The organism is Pantoea sp. YR525, from assembly GCF_900116775.1.
Taxonomy (GTDB): domain Bacteria; phylum Pseudomonadota; class Gammaproteobacteria; order Enterobacterales; family Enterobacteriaceae; genus Pantoea; species Pantoea symbiotica.
In genome coordinates this window covers 278,943-295,659 of sequence record NZ_FPBU01000005.1, presented here as the reverse complement: position 1 = coordinate 295,659, position 16,717 = coordinate 278,943, and the positions used below count along the sequence as shown (strand labels likewise).

The window sequence follows — 16,717 nt, the reverse complement described above, 5'->3', positions numbered from 1 at the left end:
AGCGCTCACGGCTCCAGTGTCGTTATCATACGCGCCATTCGTTCCGCGACAAGACTGCGAATTTCACTTTATTTAGGCTACAATCCCTTAAATTTAGCTGAGAAAATTGATTGTGATCATGCTCTCATCTTGCTGTGGTTAATCGCCACTCACGATATAAATTTTGCGAGAACGCTATGCCTTATACCGTTGCGCTCACCGGCGGCATTGGCAGTGGTAAAACCACTATTGCCAATGCTTTCGCAGCGCTAGGCGTTGATATTATTGACGCTGACGTCATTGCCAGAGAAGTTGTTGAGCCAGGAACGCCGGCCTTAAAGGCGATTGCTCAACGTCATGGAGACACCATTCTGACGGCAGAAGGCACGCTCTATCGTGCACGGCTTCGTGAAATTATTTTCCAGCAGCCGCAAGAGAAAAACTGGCTCAATCAATTGCTTCATCCACTCATTAATGCCCGCACGCAACAATTAAAGTTACTGGCTACTTCACCTTATGTGCTTTGGGTGGTGCCGCTGTTGGTCGAAAACGGCTTACAGCATCAGGCCGATCGCGTGTTGGTTGTGGATGTGGATACCGCCACGCAGTTGCAACGCACACAACAGCGGGATGGCATTTCGCTGAGTCAGGCGAAAAATATTCTTGCCGCACAGGCCAGTCGCGAACAGCGCATAGCCTGTGCGGATGACATCATTGATAACAGCGGTACACCAGAGCAGGTGCTACCGCGCGTTGCTGAGCTTCACCAGCGCTATCTGCGCATGGCAGCAGCCGGAAAGGATTAACATCATGAGCACAGTGGTTCTGTTTGAACACCCTTTGAATGAGAAGATGCGTACCTGGCTGCGCGTCGAATATCTGATTGATCAGTTGCATGAAACGGTGCCGGTTAGCGGTTCGGTATCAGCACTTGGCGTGTTCCGCATCCTCAGTGATTTGCTGGATATTTTTGAGCGCGGCGATATGCGCACTGAATTGCTAAAAGAACTGGAGCGCCAACAGCAAAAGTTACGCGCATGGCTGGATGTGCCGGGCATTGACGAACTGCGCGTGAATAATTTGCGTCAGCAGTTGAAGCAATACTCAAGCGAACTGATGGCGGCACCGCGCATGGGCCAACAGTTACGAGAAGATCGACTGGTTGCTCTGGTGCGTCAGCGTCTGAGCATTCCCGGCGGCTGCTGCAGTTTCGATCTTCCAAGCCTGCATATCTGGCTGCATCAGGAACAAGCGGTGCGAGATGTTCAGGTCAATGGCTGGCTGGAATCACTGAATCCGCTGCGTAATAGTTTGACCATGATCCTCGATTTAGTGCGTCAGTCTGGCGTCTTTCGTCATCAAACCAGCCTCAACGGCTTTTATCAGGATAACGCCGAAGGATCTGATTTGCTGCGCCTGCAATTGACGCTGGAAGACGCGCTCTATCCGCAAGTCTCGGGCCACAAAAGCCGTTATGCGATTCGTTTCCTGCCGTTAGACAGCGAACGCGGAGAAGTACCAGCGCGACTAAATTTTGAATTAGCTTGTTGTTAGAGGAAGTTATGCCGGAAGAGATTATTACCGTACCTTGCCCCAACTGTCGTCGCGATGTGATTTGGGATGAGTTGAGCCCGTGGCGGCCATTCTGCAGTAAACGTTGCCAGCTGATTGATTTAGGTGAATGGGCAGCAGAAGAGAAACGCATTCCCAGCAGCGGTGACCAGACGGACAGCGATGACTGGAGCGAAGAACAGCAGTAAAAAGTAAGGGGCTTTCCGCCCCTTCACTTAAATTTCGCCAGCCACTAATCTGCTAATCAGTTCATGGTTCGCAGGCGGAAATTCCTCCGCGACTAAATCCTGCTGTTCGACCCAACGCTGTGGCTGACCTTCGCGGCCATAAGGCTCGCCGTTCCAGCCTTCAACCAGAAAGAAATGCAGCGTAACGCGCAGATCTTCATAACTGTGATCGGCCTGACCAATTGCGCTTGCCGATGTGACTTCAATACCGGTTTCTTCCATCAACTCACGCTTGAGCGCCTGCTCGGCAGATTCATCTTGTTCAATTTTTCCGCCAGGAAACTCCCATTTATTCGCCATATAGGAGCTTGCCGCACGCTGGGCAAGGAAGATTTGACGTTCTGTATTGCGAATGATGCCCACCGCAACCTGCAGGTGTTTCATAAGCTGGATTCCGCTTTTAATAAATGAGCGCTGAGTGTAAATCAGACATGGAGTGATGTTAACCGTTGAGAGGAAAGTGACGTCCCGCGCCGCACAAAAGCCAGTGATTAAGACATGTCGTAATGATCGCAACTGGGAATGTTGGGAATACTCGCAGCCACTTTCTTCTGCCAAACCCGATTACCTATGGAATTCAAAGAAACAACGTTTCTGGCGCAAAATACGCCGGAACAATTACATGCCCTACGCCATCTGGTATTTCATGACATCCTGACGTTAGACAGCGCTCAGAACACCTTAACATGGTGGCCTGAACACAAAGTTATTTCGTTGAATGAAGCGCAAAAACGATTTTTCTCCTGCCTGCTGCTGCGAATTACCTCAAAGCGTCAGATTATTGCCACGGTATGGAATGAGAGCTATCCGAGCATTAGCGACAACAATTACCATCAGCTACTGTTCCAAAGCCGAGCGCTGTTGAAGCGAGCTGGCTTGCCGGATGGTCTGCTAGTGACGCTACCGTATCATGGCGTACGCCTAAATGAAGAGAAACTAATGGCGATAACACGCTAAATCGTAAGCGAAAAAAAGGAGCCCGAAGGCTCCTTTTTTATCAGGCCAGACGACCGTGGCACTGTTTGTATTTTTTGCCGGAACCACATGGGCAAAGATCGTTACGCCCCACTTTACGCTCTCCGCCTTGTGCGGCTAACGCTTCGGCTGCTGCGGTGGCATCATCAACGTGGCTCAGCTGTTGCTGCTGCGCTAAACGCTCTGCTTCTTCACGGCGCTGCTGCTCCATCGCTTCCACTTCTTCTGGCATACGCACCTGAACTTTGCTCAGGGTGCTGATCACTTCGTATTTCAGTGATTCCAGCATCGCCGCAAACATAGAGAAGGATTCACGCTTATATTCCTGCTTCGGATCTTTCTGCGCATAACCACGCAGATGAATACCCTGACGCAGATAATCCATCGCCGCCAGATGCTCTTTCCACAACGAATCCAGCGTTTGCAGCATCACGCCTTTCTCGAAGTTGCGCATCATCTCTTCGCCGACCACTTCTTCTTTGGCAGCATAGTTTTCCGCAGCGTGAGTCATGATGCGTTCGCGCAGCGTCTCTTCATGAAGATCAGGCTCTTTATCCAACCACTCAGCAATAGGCAGATTCAGATCAAAGTCGTTACGCAGACGCTCTTCCAGACCGGCAACATCCCACATCTCTTCCAGTGACTGCGGCGGAATGTAGGTATCAATGGTGGTTTTGTAGACGTCTTCTCGAATGCTGTTGATGGTATCAGACACATCAGACACATCCAGCAGTTCGTTACGCTGGCTGTAGATGGCGCGACGCTGATCGTTAGCAACGTCATCGTATTCCAGCAGCTGTTTACGAATATCGAAGTTGCGGCTTTCCACTTTACGCTGAGCGTTGGCAATCGCTTTGGTCACCCATGGATGTTCAATTGCTTCGCCTGGCTTCATGCCCAGTTTACGCATCATGTTCGATACGCGATCTGAAGCAAAGATACGCATCAATGCATCTTCCATCGACAGGTAGAAGCGTGAAGAACCAGCATCACCCTGACGACCCGCACGACCACGCAGCTGGTTATCGATACGGCGAGATTCGTGACGTTCAGTACCAATGATGTGCAGACCGCCCGCAGCCAGCACCGCATCGTGACGCAGTTTCCACGCCTCTTTCATCGCCCGAATCTGTTCTTCGGTTGGCTCGTCCATCGCGGCAAGCTCAGCCTGCCAGCTACCGCCCAGCACGATATCGGTACCACGACCGGCCATGTTGGTTGCGATGGTAACCGCTGCAGGTTGACCCGCCTGAGCAACGATATCCGCTTCGCTGGCGTGGAATTTGGCGTTCAGTACGCTGTGCTTGATGCCCGCGCGCGTCAGTTCGTTGGACACGACTTCCGATTTCTCAATCGAAATGGTACCCACTAACACCGGCTGCCCTTTGGCGGTACAGGTACGGATGTCTTCAATGATGGCGTCGATCTTCTCTTTCTCGGTCATGTAGACCAGATCGGCCATATCTTTACGCACCATCGGACGGTTAGTTGGCACCACGATTGTGTCGAGCTTGTAGATGGAGCTGAATTCGAATGCCTCAGTATCCGCGGTACCGGTCATACCGGCCAGTTTCTCGTAGATACGGAAGTAGTTCTGGAAAGTGATGGAAGCCAGCGTCTGGTTTTCGTTCTGGATTTCCACGCCTTCTTTCGCTTCAACCGCCTGATGCAGACCATCTGACCAGCGGCGACCTTGCATGGTACGACCGGTGTGCTCATCAACGATGATCACTTCGCCATCTTTAACGATGTAATCAACATCGCGAGTGAAGAGTGCATGAGCACGCAGCGCCGCAGTAACGTGGTGCATCAACATGATATTGGTCGGTGAGTAGAGTGACTCGCCTTCTACCATGATGTTTTGGCTTACCAGCAGCTCTTCGACTTTTACCAGACCGCGCTCGCTCATGTGTGCCTGGCGCGCTTTTTCATCGACCCAGAAATCACCTTCGCCCTGGAAGGTTTCAGAGTCTTCTTTTTCCTGACGCACCAGATGCGGGATGATCTTATTAACTTTGGTATACAGCTCAGAACTGTCTTCCGCCGGACCAGAGATGATCAGTGGCGTACGTGCTTCATCGATCAGGATTGAGTCGACTTCATCCACCAATGCGTAATGCAACTTACGCTGCACGCGCTCTTCCGGGCTGAACGCCATGTTGTCGCGCAGGTAGTCGAAGCCGTATTCGTTATTGGTGCCGTAGGTGATGTCAGCGGCATAAGCTGCACGCTTCGCCACGGCTGGCATGTTTGGCAGGTTGATACCGATGGTCAGGCCAAGGAATTCAAACAGCGCACGGTTATTTTCGGCGTCACGCTGCGCCAGATAGTCGTTGACGGTAACAACGTGCACGCCTTTGCCACTCAGCGCATTCAGATAAGCGGGTAAGGTCGCGGTCAGGGTTTTACCTTCACCGGTACGCATCTCTGCGATGCAGCGCTCGTTGAGCACCATGCCGCCAATCAACTGCACATCAAAGTGACGCATACCGAAGACGCGCTTACTTGCTTCACGTACGGTGGCAAAGGCTTCAGGAATCAGGCTCTCAAGGCTTTCGCCTTTTTTCAGGCGCTCACGGAACAGGTCAGTTTTAGCTTTCAATTCATCGTCAGAGAGCTTAACGAAATCCGGCTCCATCTTATTGATGACGTCGACGATTTTACGCATACGGCGCAGAGTACGATCATTGCTGCTGCCGAACACTTTAGTTAACAATTTGATTAACATGATAAATTTTTCTCAATTCAGCCGTGATCTCACGGGCTGCAAAATCTGATACAGGATGTGGAAAAAACGTTAGCAGTTAAGCAATGAAAGGCCCGGCGCGGATGCCATGAATAGCAGCCTGCCAATCAGCAGAGGAAAGGATTTGCGGTTCGTTGTGACGCAGGTTTTGTTGCGGCTCTAAAACAGTCAGCGATTGCGCGGGAGAAGTCAGGAGCGCCTGAAGCGAACCAATCAACGCCAGCTTCTGTGCTGCCAGCGGCATAGCTTGATCGGCCTCCGCCTGAGCGGGCGGCGTCATGCTAAACGAAAGGTGGCGAATAACCGTGCGAATCGCATGCTGGTGCCAGTAATCGACGTTAAAATTCGGTCGACGCGCGCTTTCCTGCAGACGAATAAGATGATCAAAGTGGACAACATTGCCGACAAACAAGCTGCTGATCGGCGAATCATTTGCTTTGGGCTCAGCACTTTGCGCGCAGGCAGGCAAACCTAGACTGGCCGCCACCATCCCCAACAGGAGATGTGGCCAGAAATAGCGTCTGCCTAATTGTCGCCAGCGTGAGAAAATCCCGATCACAATCCGTCCACAATGCATTGAATAAAGTGATAAAGCGGTCGCCAAAATTAGCGTTACCCAGCTTATATGAGCGCCAGATGATAGCACTTATGTGGGGCTTCGACACCAGTGATTAAAGGGGCTTCGGCGGAATTCACGTTTTTTTGTACAGGGTTTCGCCAGTCACTACAGCGAATTGAGATCGGCTTGGCAGGATTAAAAGCGAGGCAATAAAAAACGGCAGGTTCAACTGACCGGAGAGGGTGTCAGCGAAACCTGCCGTTTTATGTCTGACTTACGCCAGAACTAAATTTGGTGCTTTGAATGCCAGCGGCAGTTCAGCTTCATCTTCGAAGGTCGCCCATTCCCAGGCTTCCTGCTTAGCCAGAACTGCTTGCAGCAACTTGTTGTTCAACGCATGACCCGATTTAAAGGCGGTAAACGCGCCGATAACATTGTGGCCGCACATGAACAGGTCGCCGATCGCATCGAGCATTTTATGACGAACAAATTCGTCTTCAAAGCGCAGACCGTCTTCGTTTAATACGCGGAAATCATCGAGGCCAATCGCACAATCTAAACTACCGCCCAGGCACAGGCCTTTAGACTGCAGATATTCGATTTCACGCATAAAGCCAAAAGTGCGCGCACGGCTGATTTGGCGAACAAAATTCTCAGCCGAGAAGTTGAGCTGGTAACGCTGCGAGCTTGAGTCGATCGCTGGATGTTTGAAGTCGATGGTGAAGTCGAGTGAAAAACCGTTATACGGTTTGATCTCGGCCCACTTATCGCCATCTTCCACACGCACCGTTTGCTTAACGCGTACGAATTTCTTCGCGCTGTTCAGCTCTTCGATGCCTGCGTCCATCAGCAGATAGACAAAAGGCGCGGCACTGCCATCCATAATCGGGATTTCCGGTGCATCAACTTCAACAATAATGTTGTCAATGCCCAAGCCCGCCAATGCGGCGTTCAGATGTTCGACTGTTGAAATACGCACGCCTTCATCATTCACCAGGCAAGTACTCAGCATGGTGTCGCGCACATATTTTGCATCAGCCGGGAAATCTACCGGTGGATTCAAGTCAGTGCGACGATAGATGACCCCGGTGTTAGCCGACGCAGGGCGTAACGTCAGTGTGACTTTCTTGCCGGTATGTAAACCGACACCAGTCGCCTGAACAATACGTTTTAATGTCCTTTGTTTGATCATCGCTTTATCTCGCAATATTACCTGTCCGACCGCCAGTATAAATTACCAGCGGGCGAATACTTTAGCACAAAGAGCGGAGAATCCCAATTCTCGGGATATTCTTAGTCTGCCTGCTTACGCAAGAAGGCTGGAATATCAAGGTAATCGGGTTCTTTGCTGGATGCCGCCGGTTGGTCATTCACCACTTTCGCAGCCGGTTTCTGCTCCTGCGGCAGCGGCGCCATGCCGTGCTGCTGGTAGCGATGATCCATCACTGGCTGAGTGGCCGGTTTGTTGGTCACCAGAGTAATTTCAGGGCGCTTATCCATGCCGATGCCGGTTGCAACGACGGTCACACGCAGTTCGTCGTTCATCTCTGGATCCAGAGAAGTACCGATAACTACGGTTGCGTTGTCAGATGCGAAGGCGCGGATGGTGTTACCCACGGTTTCGAACTCATCAAGACGCAGGTCGAAGCCCGCAGTGATGTTGACCAGCACGCCGCGCGCGCCAGACAGATCGATGTCTTCCAACAGTGGAGAAGAGATCGCCATTTCTGCCGCTTCTTCTGCACGGTCTTCACCACATGCCACGCCTGAACCCATCATGGCGTAACCCATTTCTGACATCACGGTACGCACGTCCGCGAAGTCGACGTTCATCAGGCCAGGACGCGTAATCAGTTCAGCGATACCCTGCACTGCGCCTTTCAATACGTCGTTAGCTGCGCCGAACGCATCCAACAAAGAGATACCGCGACCCAGAACTTTCAGCAGCTTGTCATTTGGAATAGTGATCAGTGAATCGACATGCTTAGACAGTTCTGCGATACCCTGCTCAGCAAAAGCCATACGCTTTTTGCCTTCAAAGTTGAATGGCTTAGTCACCACCGCAACAGTCAGGATACCCAAATCTTTTGCCACTTCAGCCACAACTGGCGCTGCACCGGTACCGGTACCGCCGCCCATGCCTGCTGCGATGAACACCATGTCTGCACCATCCAGCGCAGCACGCAGTGCTTCGCGATCCTCTTCTGCAGAGTTACGACCCACTTCTGGGTTCGCACCTGCACCAAGACCTTTAGTGATATTGGTCCCGATCTGGATCGTCTGGCCGACCGCTGTCTTACGCAACGCTTGCGCGTCGGTGTTTACAGCGAAGAATTCCACACCTTCGATACGCTCGCGTACCATGTGCTCTACGGCGTTGCCACCGCCACCGCCGACGCCGATGACTTTAATCACCGCGTCATTGGTTAATTCCATAGGTTCAAACATGATTTCTCTCCGTTATGTGCCTGTCGCCTGGAGATCATAAACATTGCCAGCATGATCTCCTTTTTCAAAAATTAAAATTCTTTCTTCAGCCAGCTATTGATTCGTTTAAACCAGTTGCCCACTGAAGCACGTTTTTCCGTTTCTGCATCACCGTTCATGTGTGACTCTTTGCCGTAATGCAGCAGGCCAACTGCCGTAGAGTAATACGGCTCCTGCGCATAATCTGTCAGGCCGGTGATGTTAAGCGGCTGTCCGATGCGCACTTGCGTATGGAACACGCGCTGTGCGCAGGCTGCCAAACCTTCAATCTGCGCCGCACCACCGGTCAGCACGATACCGGCCGCCAGATGATGTTTCACGCCTTGCTGGCGCAGCTGCTCCTGTAATTGCAGAATCTCGTCGTTGACCAGATTCAACAGTTCGGTGTAACGCGGCTCGATCACTTCAGCCAACGTTTGACGCTGCAGGCTACGTGGTGGACGTCCACCTACGCTCGGCACTTCGACATTTTCGTCTTTGCCGACAATCGAGCCCAATGCACAACCGTGACGCACTTTAATCGCTTCTGCGTCGGTCGGCGGTGTACCAAAAGCGTAGGCGATATCGCTGGTTACCACGTTCCCGGCATACGGGATCACTTTGGTATGACGCAATGCGCCGCCAGTATAGACAGCGATATCCATTGTACCGCCACCGATATCAACAACACAGACGCCCAGCTCACGTTCATCTTCTGTCAGCACAGAGAAACTGGATGCCAGGCCGGCAAAAATCAGTTGGTCAACTTTCAGGCCACAACGTTCAACGGCTTTGACAATATTTTTTGCCATATCGTTGTGGCAGGTGATCAAATGTACTTTCGCCTGCATACGCACGCCGGAAAGTCCCACTGGATTCTTGATGCCTTCCTGATAATCGATGGCATATTCCTGCGGAATGACATGCAGGATACGATGCTCGTCACGTACGCGAACGGATTTCGCCGTATGCACCACGTTCTCTACATCATCCTGAGTCACTTCCTCTTCCGAAATCGGAACCATCCCGATTTCGTTCTGGCAACTGATATGTTTGCCCGATAAAGCAAGGTAGACCGATGAAATCTGGCAATCCGCCATCAATTCAGCCTGGTCGATGGCGCGCTGTACGCATTTCACCACCGACTCCAGATCGTTTACGCCGCCTTTATCCATGCCACGAGACGGGCAACTGCCCACCCCAATAATATTGACCATACCATCGGGCAGAATTTCCCCAACCAGGGCGGACACCTTCGCGGTGCCAATTTCGAGTCCTACTACCAGTTTTCTGTCCGTTGCCTTGATCATTGTGGTTTAGCCTGTGCCTGGTTCTGTTGCTGATTACTGTCCTGTGGCTCTATCGGTGCAGCGGCCCAACCGACTGCGGCGCCGGAATCGTAGCGCAAATCAACATACGTGATGCGCTGGTTCTGACTCTGGCCCTGCTGCTGCAAATCCGGATAAAGCTCAATAAAACGGTTCAGACGCTTCATGGTATCGCTGCGACCTAATTCGATGCGCACATCGTCACTGGTCACTAATTGCCACGAGCGCCGCGCCGTCATCGACGCGACCTTCAGGGTAAACTTGTTAGCCTTTAACACATCACTCATGGTGTGATAGCCAGCTAACACCTCATTTTCACTGCCTTCCGGGCCGTACAACATTGGCAACGTTTCTTTACCAACGTGACTGGCCGGGACGCTGAAGGAGACGCCATCGGCGTCCACCATGTGTGAGTCGTTCCAGCGTGCCACCGGAACATACTCCACCAGATTTATCTTCAGCTCATCAGGCCACTGCTTGCGCACACTGACCTGCTTAATCCAGGGTAAACGCTCAATCTGCTGCTGGATGATATCCACGTTCTGCGACATGAAAGTTCCCGGCGCGCCAAGCGATAATATGGCCTGGCGAATATCGTCATGCGTGGTGTAGTGGGTTTGCCCGGTCACTACCAGCTTCGATAACGGCAAGCGTGACGCGTCATTCATCCACTTCAGCACCACGAGGCCGCCCGCCACCATAATGCCCAGCACAATCAGCAGGAACACCATGCCAAACAGTCGTGCACCGTTGCTACGCCCGGAACGTGTCCGCTCCTGAGGTTCGCGATTGCGTACTCGTATCGCCGCCTGAGACATATCAGTCAGCCAGCTCCAGAATACGCGCTACCAGCTGCGGGAAGCTGTATCCCGCTTGCTTCGCGGCCATCGGCACTAAGCTGTGGCTGGTCATGCCAGGCGAAGTATTCACTTCCAGCAGTTGGAAGTTGCCCTCACCGTCAGCCATCACATCGACGCGACCCCAGCCGCTGCAACCCAATGCGCGCCAGGCTGACCACACCAACGTCTGCAATTCTGCTTCCTGCTCGGCGCTTAATCCGCTCGGGCAGAAGTATTCAGTATCGTCAGAAATGTATTTAGCTTCATAGTCATAGAACTCGCTGGCGGTTTTAATTCTGATAGAAGGCAGAATTTGCTCACCCACGATGCCCACGGTGTACTCCGCGCCGCTCAGAAAAGCTTCGATCAGTACGTCATCATCATGACGAAAAGCTTCTTCAAGCGCTGCGGGTAAAGCATCCGCATGGTTCACGCGGCTGATACCCACGCTAGAACCTTCGCAACTTGGCTTCACAAACAGCGGTAAGCCCAGTGCTTCAATGGCGGCGGTGATATCCGCGTCTAAACCTTGCTCATGCTGCTCACGCGTCAGCCAGACAAATTTGCCTGAAGGTAATCCCCTGCCCTGCCACAACAATTTGCTGCGCAGTTTGTCCATGGTGATGGCAGAAGCCATCACGCCGCTGCCGGTATAGGGCAGTTGCAGGAATTCCAGCACTGCTTGCAGCGTGCCGTCTTCACCACCACGACCGTGCAAAGCAATAAACGCTTTAGCGAAGCCCTGCTGTTTCAGATCCAGCACCGACACGTCACGCGAATCGACCGCATGCGCATCAATTCCCATTTCACGCAGTCCGGCTAGCACTGCCGCACCGGACATCAGCGAAACTTCGCGCTCTGCCGAAGTGCCGCCCATCAATACTGCAACCTTCTCAGTCATGGCGCGCCTCCGTCTTAATGGCAGGCTGCAATTCGTTTTCGGCCAGCTTGCGGGCAATCTTGCCGATGTTGCCTGCGCCCTGCACGATCACCAGATCGTCGCCCGACAGCAACGGAGCCAGCGCGTCTGGCAGCGCGTCATGCTCAGAGACCAGGATCGGATCAACCTTGCCACGGTTACGAATCGCGCGGCACAGCGAACGGCTGTCAGCGCCCGGAATCGCGGCTTCACCCGCCGGATAGACATCCAGCATCAGCAACACATCCACCTGCGACAGCACATTAGCGAAATCATCAAACAAGTCACGGGTACGCGTATAACGATGCGGCTGGAACACCATCACCAGCTTCTTGTCAGGCCAGCCTGCACGTGCGGCTTTGATGGTGACATCTACTTCGGTAGGATGATGGCCGTAATCGTCGACCAGCATCGCGCTGCCTGGATTACCGTTTACGGCGGCGGTATCGAACTCGCCCAGCACGTCAAAGCGGCGTCCGGTGCCCTGGAAGCTCTCCAGCGCGGCCAGAATCGCGTTATCTTCAATACCTTCTTCGCTGGCGACAGCTACCGCAGCAGCTGCGTTCAGGGCGTTGTGGCGGCCCGGCGCATTCAGCGTCACTTTCAGCACCGGCTTATCCTGACGGATGATGGTGAAGTGCCCTTGTGCGCCACGCTGCTCATAATTCTCGATACGTACATCTGCGTCGTCGCTGAAGCCGTAAGTTGTTACCTGGCGGCCTACGCGCGGAATCAGGTCACGAATCACCGCGTCATCCACGCACATTACCGCGCGTCCGTAGAACGGCAGGTTGTGCAGGAAATTAATGAACGTCTGCTTCAGGTTCTCAAAATCGCCCTGATAGGTGTCCATGTGATCCGCTTCGATGTTGGTGACAATCGCCACCATCGGTTGCAGATGCAGGAAGGACGCATCACTTTCATCTGCTTCTGCAATCAGGTAACGGCTGCTGCCCAGGCGCGCATGCGTACCTGCGGCTTTAACCAATCCACCGTTAACGAAGGTCGGATCCAGTCCGCCTTCCGCGTAAATGCTGGTCACCATCGCGGTGGTGGTTGTTTTACCGTGCGTACCGGCAACGGCAATGCCGTGACGGAAACGCATCAGTTCTGCCAACATCTCAGCGCGACGAATCACGGGAATACGCTGCTCACGTGCGGCAACCAGCTCAGGGTTATCCTGCGCAACGGCTGTCGACACCACGACAACGCTGGCATCGGTGACGTTTTCCGGACGATGGTTGAAATAAATCGTCGCGCCCAGCGCCGCCAGATGCTGTGTCACCGCGTTCGGTGCCAGATCAGAACCGCTAATGTGATAGCCTTCGTTCGCCAACACCTCGGCAATACCGCCCATGCCAGCACCACCGATGCCGACAAAGTGAATGTGCCGGACGCGACGCATCTCGGGCACAATAGAACGCAGTTTTGCCAATTGTTGTGTATTCATCTGTTTCAATTACCTGTTTTTCCCGTTTGCACCTGCTAAAGGTACGGGCCAAATCAACTGGCCGATTAATTACTTCGCGACGCGCGCCACTTCATTTGCAACCCGCTCGGTTGCATCGGGAATCGCGACCTGACGGGCTTTTTCTGCCATCGCCAACAATGTGGTGCGATCCCAGTGACGCAGCGTGTCCGCTACCACAGCTGCGGTAAATTGCGGCTGCTCGAAAATTTTGGCTGCGCCCGCTTTTTCCAGCGGCAACGCATTCCAGTACTGCTGACGATCTTTGTGCTGAAACGGCACGAAAATCGCCGGTAAACCTGCGGCGGCCACTTCGCTCACCGTCAATGCGCCCGAACGGCACACCACCACATCGGCCCAGGCGTAAGCTTCGGCCATGTCATCGATAAACTCGGTGACTTTGTGCTGCGGCTGGCCCGCTGCGCGGTAAGCCTGCTGCACGGTTCCCAGTCCACCTTTACCGGTTTGATGCCAAACCGTAATCGCTTCGCCCAACTCTGCGGCCACTTGCGGCACGGTTTGGTTGAGGATGCGCGCGCCCTGGCTGCCGCCAACCACCAGCACGCGAATCGGGCCGGAACGTGCGCTCAGACGTTCTGCCGGTAACGGCAGCGCTAACACATCGGTTCGCACCGGATTGCCAACCACTTCAGCATTTGGAAACGCACCGGGAAACGCCTGCATCACTTTGGTGGCGATTTTCGCCAGCCACTTATTGGTCAGGCCTGCAATGCCGTTCTGCTCATGCAGCACTACCGGGATACCGCAACTCCACGCGGCTAAACCGCCGGGCCCCGAAACGTATCCGCCCATGCCCAGCACCACATCCGGCTGCCAGCTCTGCATGATGCGACGCGCCTGGCGCCAGGCATTGAAGATGCGCACCGGTGCCAGCAACTGCGCTTTCACGCCTTTACCGCGTAAACCGCTGATGCGGATAAAATCAATTTCAATGCCGTGTTTCGGTACCAAATCCGCTTCCATTCGGTCAGCGGTTCCCAGCCAGCGCACCTGCCAGCCTTGTTCCATCAGGTGATGAGCAACGGCCAGACCGGGAAATACGTGTCCGCCAGTACCGCCTGCCATGACCATCAGCCGTTTGCCACTCATCGAGCACCTCGGGTAAACGCCTGCGCTTTCGCCAGACGCGTTTCATAATCTATGCGCAATAAAAACACGATGGCGGTCGACATGATGATCAGACTCGAACCACCGTAACTGATCAGCGGCAATGTCAGACCTTTGGTCGGCAGCATGCCCGCAGCCGCACCGACGTTAACCAGCGCCTGGAAGCTAAACCACACGCCAATTGAGCAAGCGAGGAAGCCTGAGAAGCGCTGATCGATCTCCAGAGCACGGCGACCAATCGACATCGCGCGAAAAGCGACGAAGAATACCATCAACAGCGCTAAAACCACACCGACATAACCCAACTCTTCACCGATGATGGAGAAGATAAAGTCGGTATGTGCTTCTGGCAGATATTCCAGTTTCTGCACCGAGTTGCCTAAGCCCTGTCCCCAGAACTCACCGCGCCCAAACGCCATCAAAGATTGCGTCAGCTGGTAGCCGCTACCGAACGGATCTTCCCACGGGTTCCAGAAGGACGTTACACGGCGCATACGGTACGGTTCCGCGATGATCAGCAGCACCACAGCGAAAATGCCGGAGCCGATGATCGCCAGGAACTGCCACATTTTCGCCCCGGCGAGGAACAGCATCGCCAGCGTGGTAACAAACAGCACAACCACGGTACCGAGGTCCGGCTGCGCCAGCAGCAGCACGGCCAGCACCACCATCACGCCCATCGGCTTACAGAAGCCCCAGAAGTTGTTACGCACCTCTTCTACTTTGCGCACCAGATAGCTGGCGAGATAGCAGAACAGCGTCAACTTCGAGAGCTCAGCCGGCTGAATACGCAGCGGGCCAAGGGCAATCCAGCGCGAAGCACCATTTACCGAGCTACCGACCACCAACACGATCAGCAACATCACCACTGAAACCATCAGCATCACGTTGCTGTAGCGCTGCCAGAAATCCATCGGGATGCGTAAGGTCACCAGCGCCATGCCGAAGGCTAAAGCGATATAGAACGCATCACGCTTGGCAAAGTAGAACGGATCTTCGTTGAGTCGTTGCCCCACCGGCATTGACGCCGACGTCACCATCACAAAACCGATCAGCGCCAGACCAAAGGTCAGCCACAGCAGCGTGCGGTCATAAAGCACCACCGGCGCATCATCATTGTCGCGCGCGCCCATCACCCAATCGCGCAGGCGCACGGACAGATAATTGGCGATACCGGCTCCAGGAATGCGCATCAGCTCAGCTCCTTCGCCAGTTGCGCGAACTGATCGCCGCGTTGTTCAAAATTACGGAACTGATCGAGGCTGGCGCAGGCCGGTGATAACAGCACCATATCGCCCGCTTTTACCTGTGCGGCAATTTGCGTCATCGCCTGCTGCATGGTTTCTGTGCGCGTGGCAATCTCCGGACGCAGTGCCGCTAACGCATCGCCATCGCGACCAAAACAGAACAGCTTCACGTTGTCGCCCTGCAGATAGCGCGCCAGCGGGCTGAAGTCAGCCGATTTGCCATCGCCGCCCAGCAGCAGCCACAAAGTGCCTTTTACCTGCAGGCCATTCAGCGCCGCTTCGGTGCTGCCAACGTTGGTGGCTTTGGAATCGTTGATCCAACGCACGCCTTTGGCTTCATGCACCAGCTGGAAGCGGTGCGCCAGGCCGGTAAAGGTGGTTAAGGCTTTCAGGCTGGAAGCGCGCGGGATGTTCACCGCATCGGCTAATGCCAGCGCTGCCAGCGCGTTGGTGTAATTGTGTTGACCTACCAGGGTCATCTCATCGGTGTTCAGGACTTTCTCGCCCTTCGCTCGCAGCCAGGTGCTGCCTTGCTGCTGATTAAGATGATAATCGCCAAGGTTGATGCCGAAGCTCACGCAACGCTGATCAACACCGCGCACCGGCATGGTCATGCCATCGTCAGCATTCACTACGCAAACGCTAGCATTCTCGTAAATGCGCAGTTTGGCGGCACGATATTGCTGCATGCCCAGCGGATAGCGATCCATATGATCCTCGGTGAGATTGAGGATCGTCGCGGCGGCCGCTTTCAGGCTGTGTGTGGTTTCCAGCTGGAAGCTGGAGAGTTCGAGTACATAAAGCTGTGCTGGCGATTTCAACAGCGTTAGCGCTGGCAAACCGATGTTGCCGCCCACGCCCACCTGCCAACCTGCGGCACGCGCCATTTCACCTACCAGCGTCGTCACGGTGCTTTTGCCGTTCGAACCGGTAATCGCCACAATCGGTGCCTGCGCTTCACGGCAGAACAGCTCGATATCGCCGATGATTTCAATCCCGGCATCGGCGGCTTCGCTCAAAGCAGGATGCGCCAGCGCGATGCCTGGGCTGGCGATAATCAGATCGGACGCCAACAGCCAATCGCTATTAATACCGCCAACATAGCGCTCCACCGAGGCTGGCAGCTTGTCCAGCCCCGGCGGCGAGACACGGGTATCCATCACGCGTGGCGTTACGCCTTGCGCGAGGAAGAAATCAACACAGGAGAGGCCAGTAATGCCTAATCCAATGATGACGACTTTTCTGCCCCGATAGTCAGCCATGA

The 16,717-nt window shown here is 54.0% G+C and carries 16 protein-coding genes; 4 read left to right on the top strand and 12 right to left on the bottom strand.

All coding sequences use genetic code 11. From position 1 onward, the window contains the following. Positions 1–176: 176 nt before the first annotated feature. From coaE to yacG, 3 genes are read left to right on the top strand one after another with little or no spacing between them, the layout of a single operon-like run. Complete coding sequence (coaE, locus tag BM323_RS12550) at positions 177–785, top strand: dephospho-CoA kinase (protein WP_008108588.1); 609 nt, start codon at positions 177–179, stop codon at positions 783–785. Positions 786–789: 4 nt separating this feature from the next. Continuing rightward, positions 790–1,533, top strand: a complete 744-nt coding sequence (gene zapD, locus BM323_RS12545; protein ID WP_008108589.1) for a cell division protein ZapD — start codon at positions 790–792, stop codon at positions 1,531–1,533. A gap of 8 nt (positions 1,534–1,541) precedes the next feature. Beyond that, positions 1,542–1,739, top strand: a complete 198-nt coding sequence (gene yacG / locus BM323_RS12540) for a DNA gyrase inhibitor YacG (protein WP_008108590.1) — start codon at positions 1,542–1,544, stop codon at positions 1,737–1,739. Positions 1,740–1,766: 27 nt separating this feature from the next. Here yacG and mutT read toward each other — a convergent pair whose 3' ends face one another. Then, entirely contained in the window at positions 1,767–2,162 is a 396-nt protein-coding gene (gene mutT, locus BM323_RS12535; RefSeq protein WP_008108592.1) for an 8-oxo-dGTP diphosphatase MutT, read from the bottom strand. A gap of 186 nt (positions 2,163–2,348) precedes the next feature. On the opposite strand from mutT, the gene BM323_RS12530 reads away from it, so the two are divergent. Continuing rightward, positions 2,349–2,735, top strand: a complete 387-nt coding sequence (locus BM323_RS12530) for a winged helix-turn-helix domain-containing protein (RefSeq protein WP_008108595.1) — start codon at positions 2,349–2,351, stop codon at positions 2,733–2,735. Between the two features lie 40 nt (positions 2,736–2,775). Here BM323_RS12530 and secA read toward each other — a convergent pair whose 3' ends face one another. The 11 genes from secA to murD all read right to left on the bottom strand — a co-directional run bounded on the left by secA (position 2,776) and on the right by murD (position 16,715). Continuing rightward, positions 2,776–5,481 (bottom strand): preprotein translocase subunit SecA, encoded by a 2,706-nt coding sequence (gene secA, locus BM323_RS12525; protein ID WP_008108597.1) that lies wholly within the window; start codon positions 5,479–5,481, stop codon positions 2,776–2,778. 76 nt (positions 5,482–5,557) lie between these two features. Then, complete coding sequence (gene secM, locus BM323_RS12520) at positions 5,558–6,058, bottom strand: secA translation cis-regulator SecM (RefSeq protein ID WP_008108600.1); 501 nt, start codon at positions 6,056–6,058, stop codon at positions 5,558–5,560. Between the two features lie 274 nt (positions 6,059–6,332). After that, a complete protein-coding gene (lpxC, locus tag BM323_RS12515; RefSeq protein ID WP_007888639.1) occupies positions 6,333–7,250 on the bottom strand; it encodes a UDP-3-O-acyl-N-acetylglucosamine deacetylase in 918 nt (305 codons plus the stop codon). A 101-nt stretch (positions 7,251–7,351) separates the two neighbouring features. After that, the gene (ftsZ, locus tag BM323_RS12510; RefSeq protein WP_008108602.1) at positions 7,352–8,506 is read right to left on the bottom strand and encodes a cell division protein FtsZ; all 1,155 of its coding nucleotides are present in this window, start codon (positions 8,504–8,506) and stop codon (positions 7,352–7,354) included. A 71-nt stretch (positions 8,507–8,577) separates the two neighbouring features. Then, positions 8,578–9,834, bottom strand: a complete 1,257-nt coding sequence (ftsA, locus tag BM323_RS12505) for a cell division protein FtsA (protein WP_007888634.1) — start codon at positions 9,832–9,834, stop codon at positions 8,578–8,580. Then, a complete protein-coding gene (ftsQ, locus tag BM323_RS12500; RefSeq protein WP_008108605.1) occupies positions 9,831–10,670 on the bottom strand; it encodes a cell division protein FtsQ in 840 nt (279 codons plus the stop codon). The genes ftsA and ftsQ overlap by 4 nt, the downstream gene beginning before the upstream one ends. A gap of 1 nt (position 10,671) precedes the next feature. Continuing rightward, positions 10,672–11,592 (bottom strand): D-alanine--D-alanine ligase, encoded by a 921-nt coding sequence (locus tag BM323_RS12495; protein WP_008108607.1) that lies wholly within the window; start codon positions 11,590–11,592, stop codon positions 10,672–10,674. Next, entirely contained in the window at positions 11,585–13,060 is a 1,476-nt protein-coding gene (gene murC / locus BM323_RS12490) for a UDP-N-acetylmuramate--L-alanine ligase (RefSeq protein WP_008108609.1), read from the bottom strand. The genes BM323_RS12495 and murC overlap by 8 nt, the downstream gene beginning before the upstream one ends. 69 nt (positions 13,061–13,129) lie before the next feature. Beyond that, positions 13,130–14,188 carry an undecaprenyldiphospho-muramoylpentapeptide beta-N-acetylglucosaminyltransferase gene (murG, locus tag BM323_RS12485; RefSeq protein WP_008108610.1) on the bottom strand — a complete coding sequence of 353 codons (1,059 nt, stop codon included), beginning with the start codon at positions 14,186–14,188 and terminating at the stop codon, positions 13,130–13,132. Next, a complete protein-coding gene (ftsW, locus tag BM323_RS12480) occupies positions 14,185–15,399 on the bottom strand; it encodes a cell division protein FtsW (RefSeq protein WP_008108611.1) in 1,215 nt (404 codons plus the stop codon). Before ftsW ends, murG begins: the two co-directional genes overlap by 4 nt. After that, a complete protein-coding gene (gene murD, locus BM323_RS12475) occupies positions 15,399–16,715 on the bottom strand; it encodes a UDP-N-acetylmuramoyl-L-alanine--D-glutamate ligase (RefSeq protein WP_008108612.1) in 1,317 nt (438 codons plus the stop codon). The genes ftsW and murD overlap by 1 nt, the downstream gene beginning before the upstream one ends. Positions 16,716–16,717 lie beyond the last annotated feature (2 nt).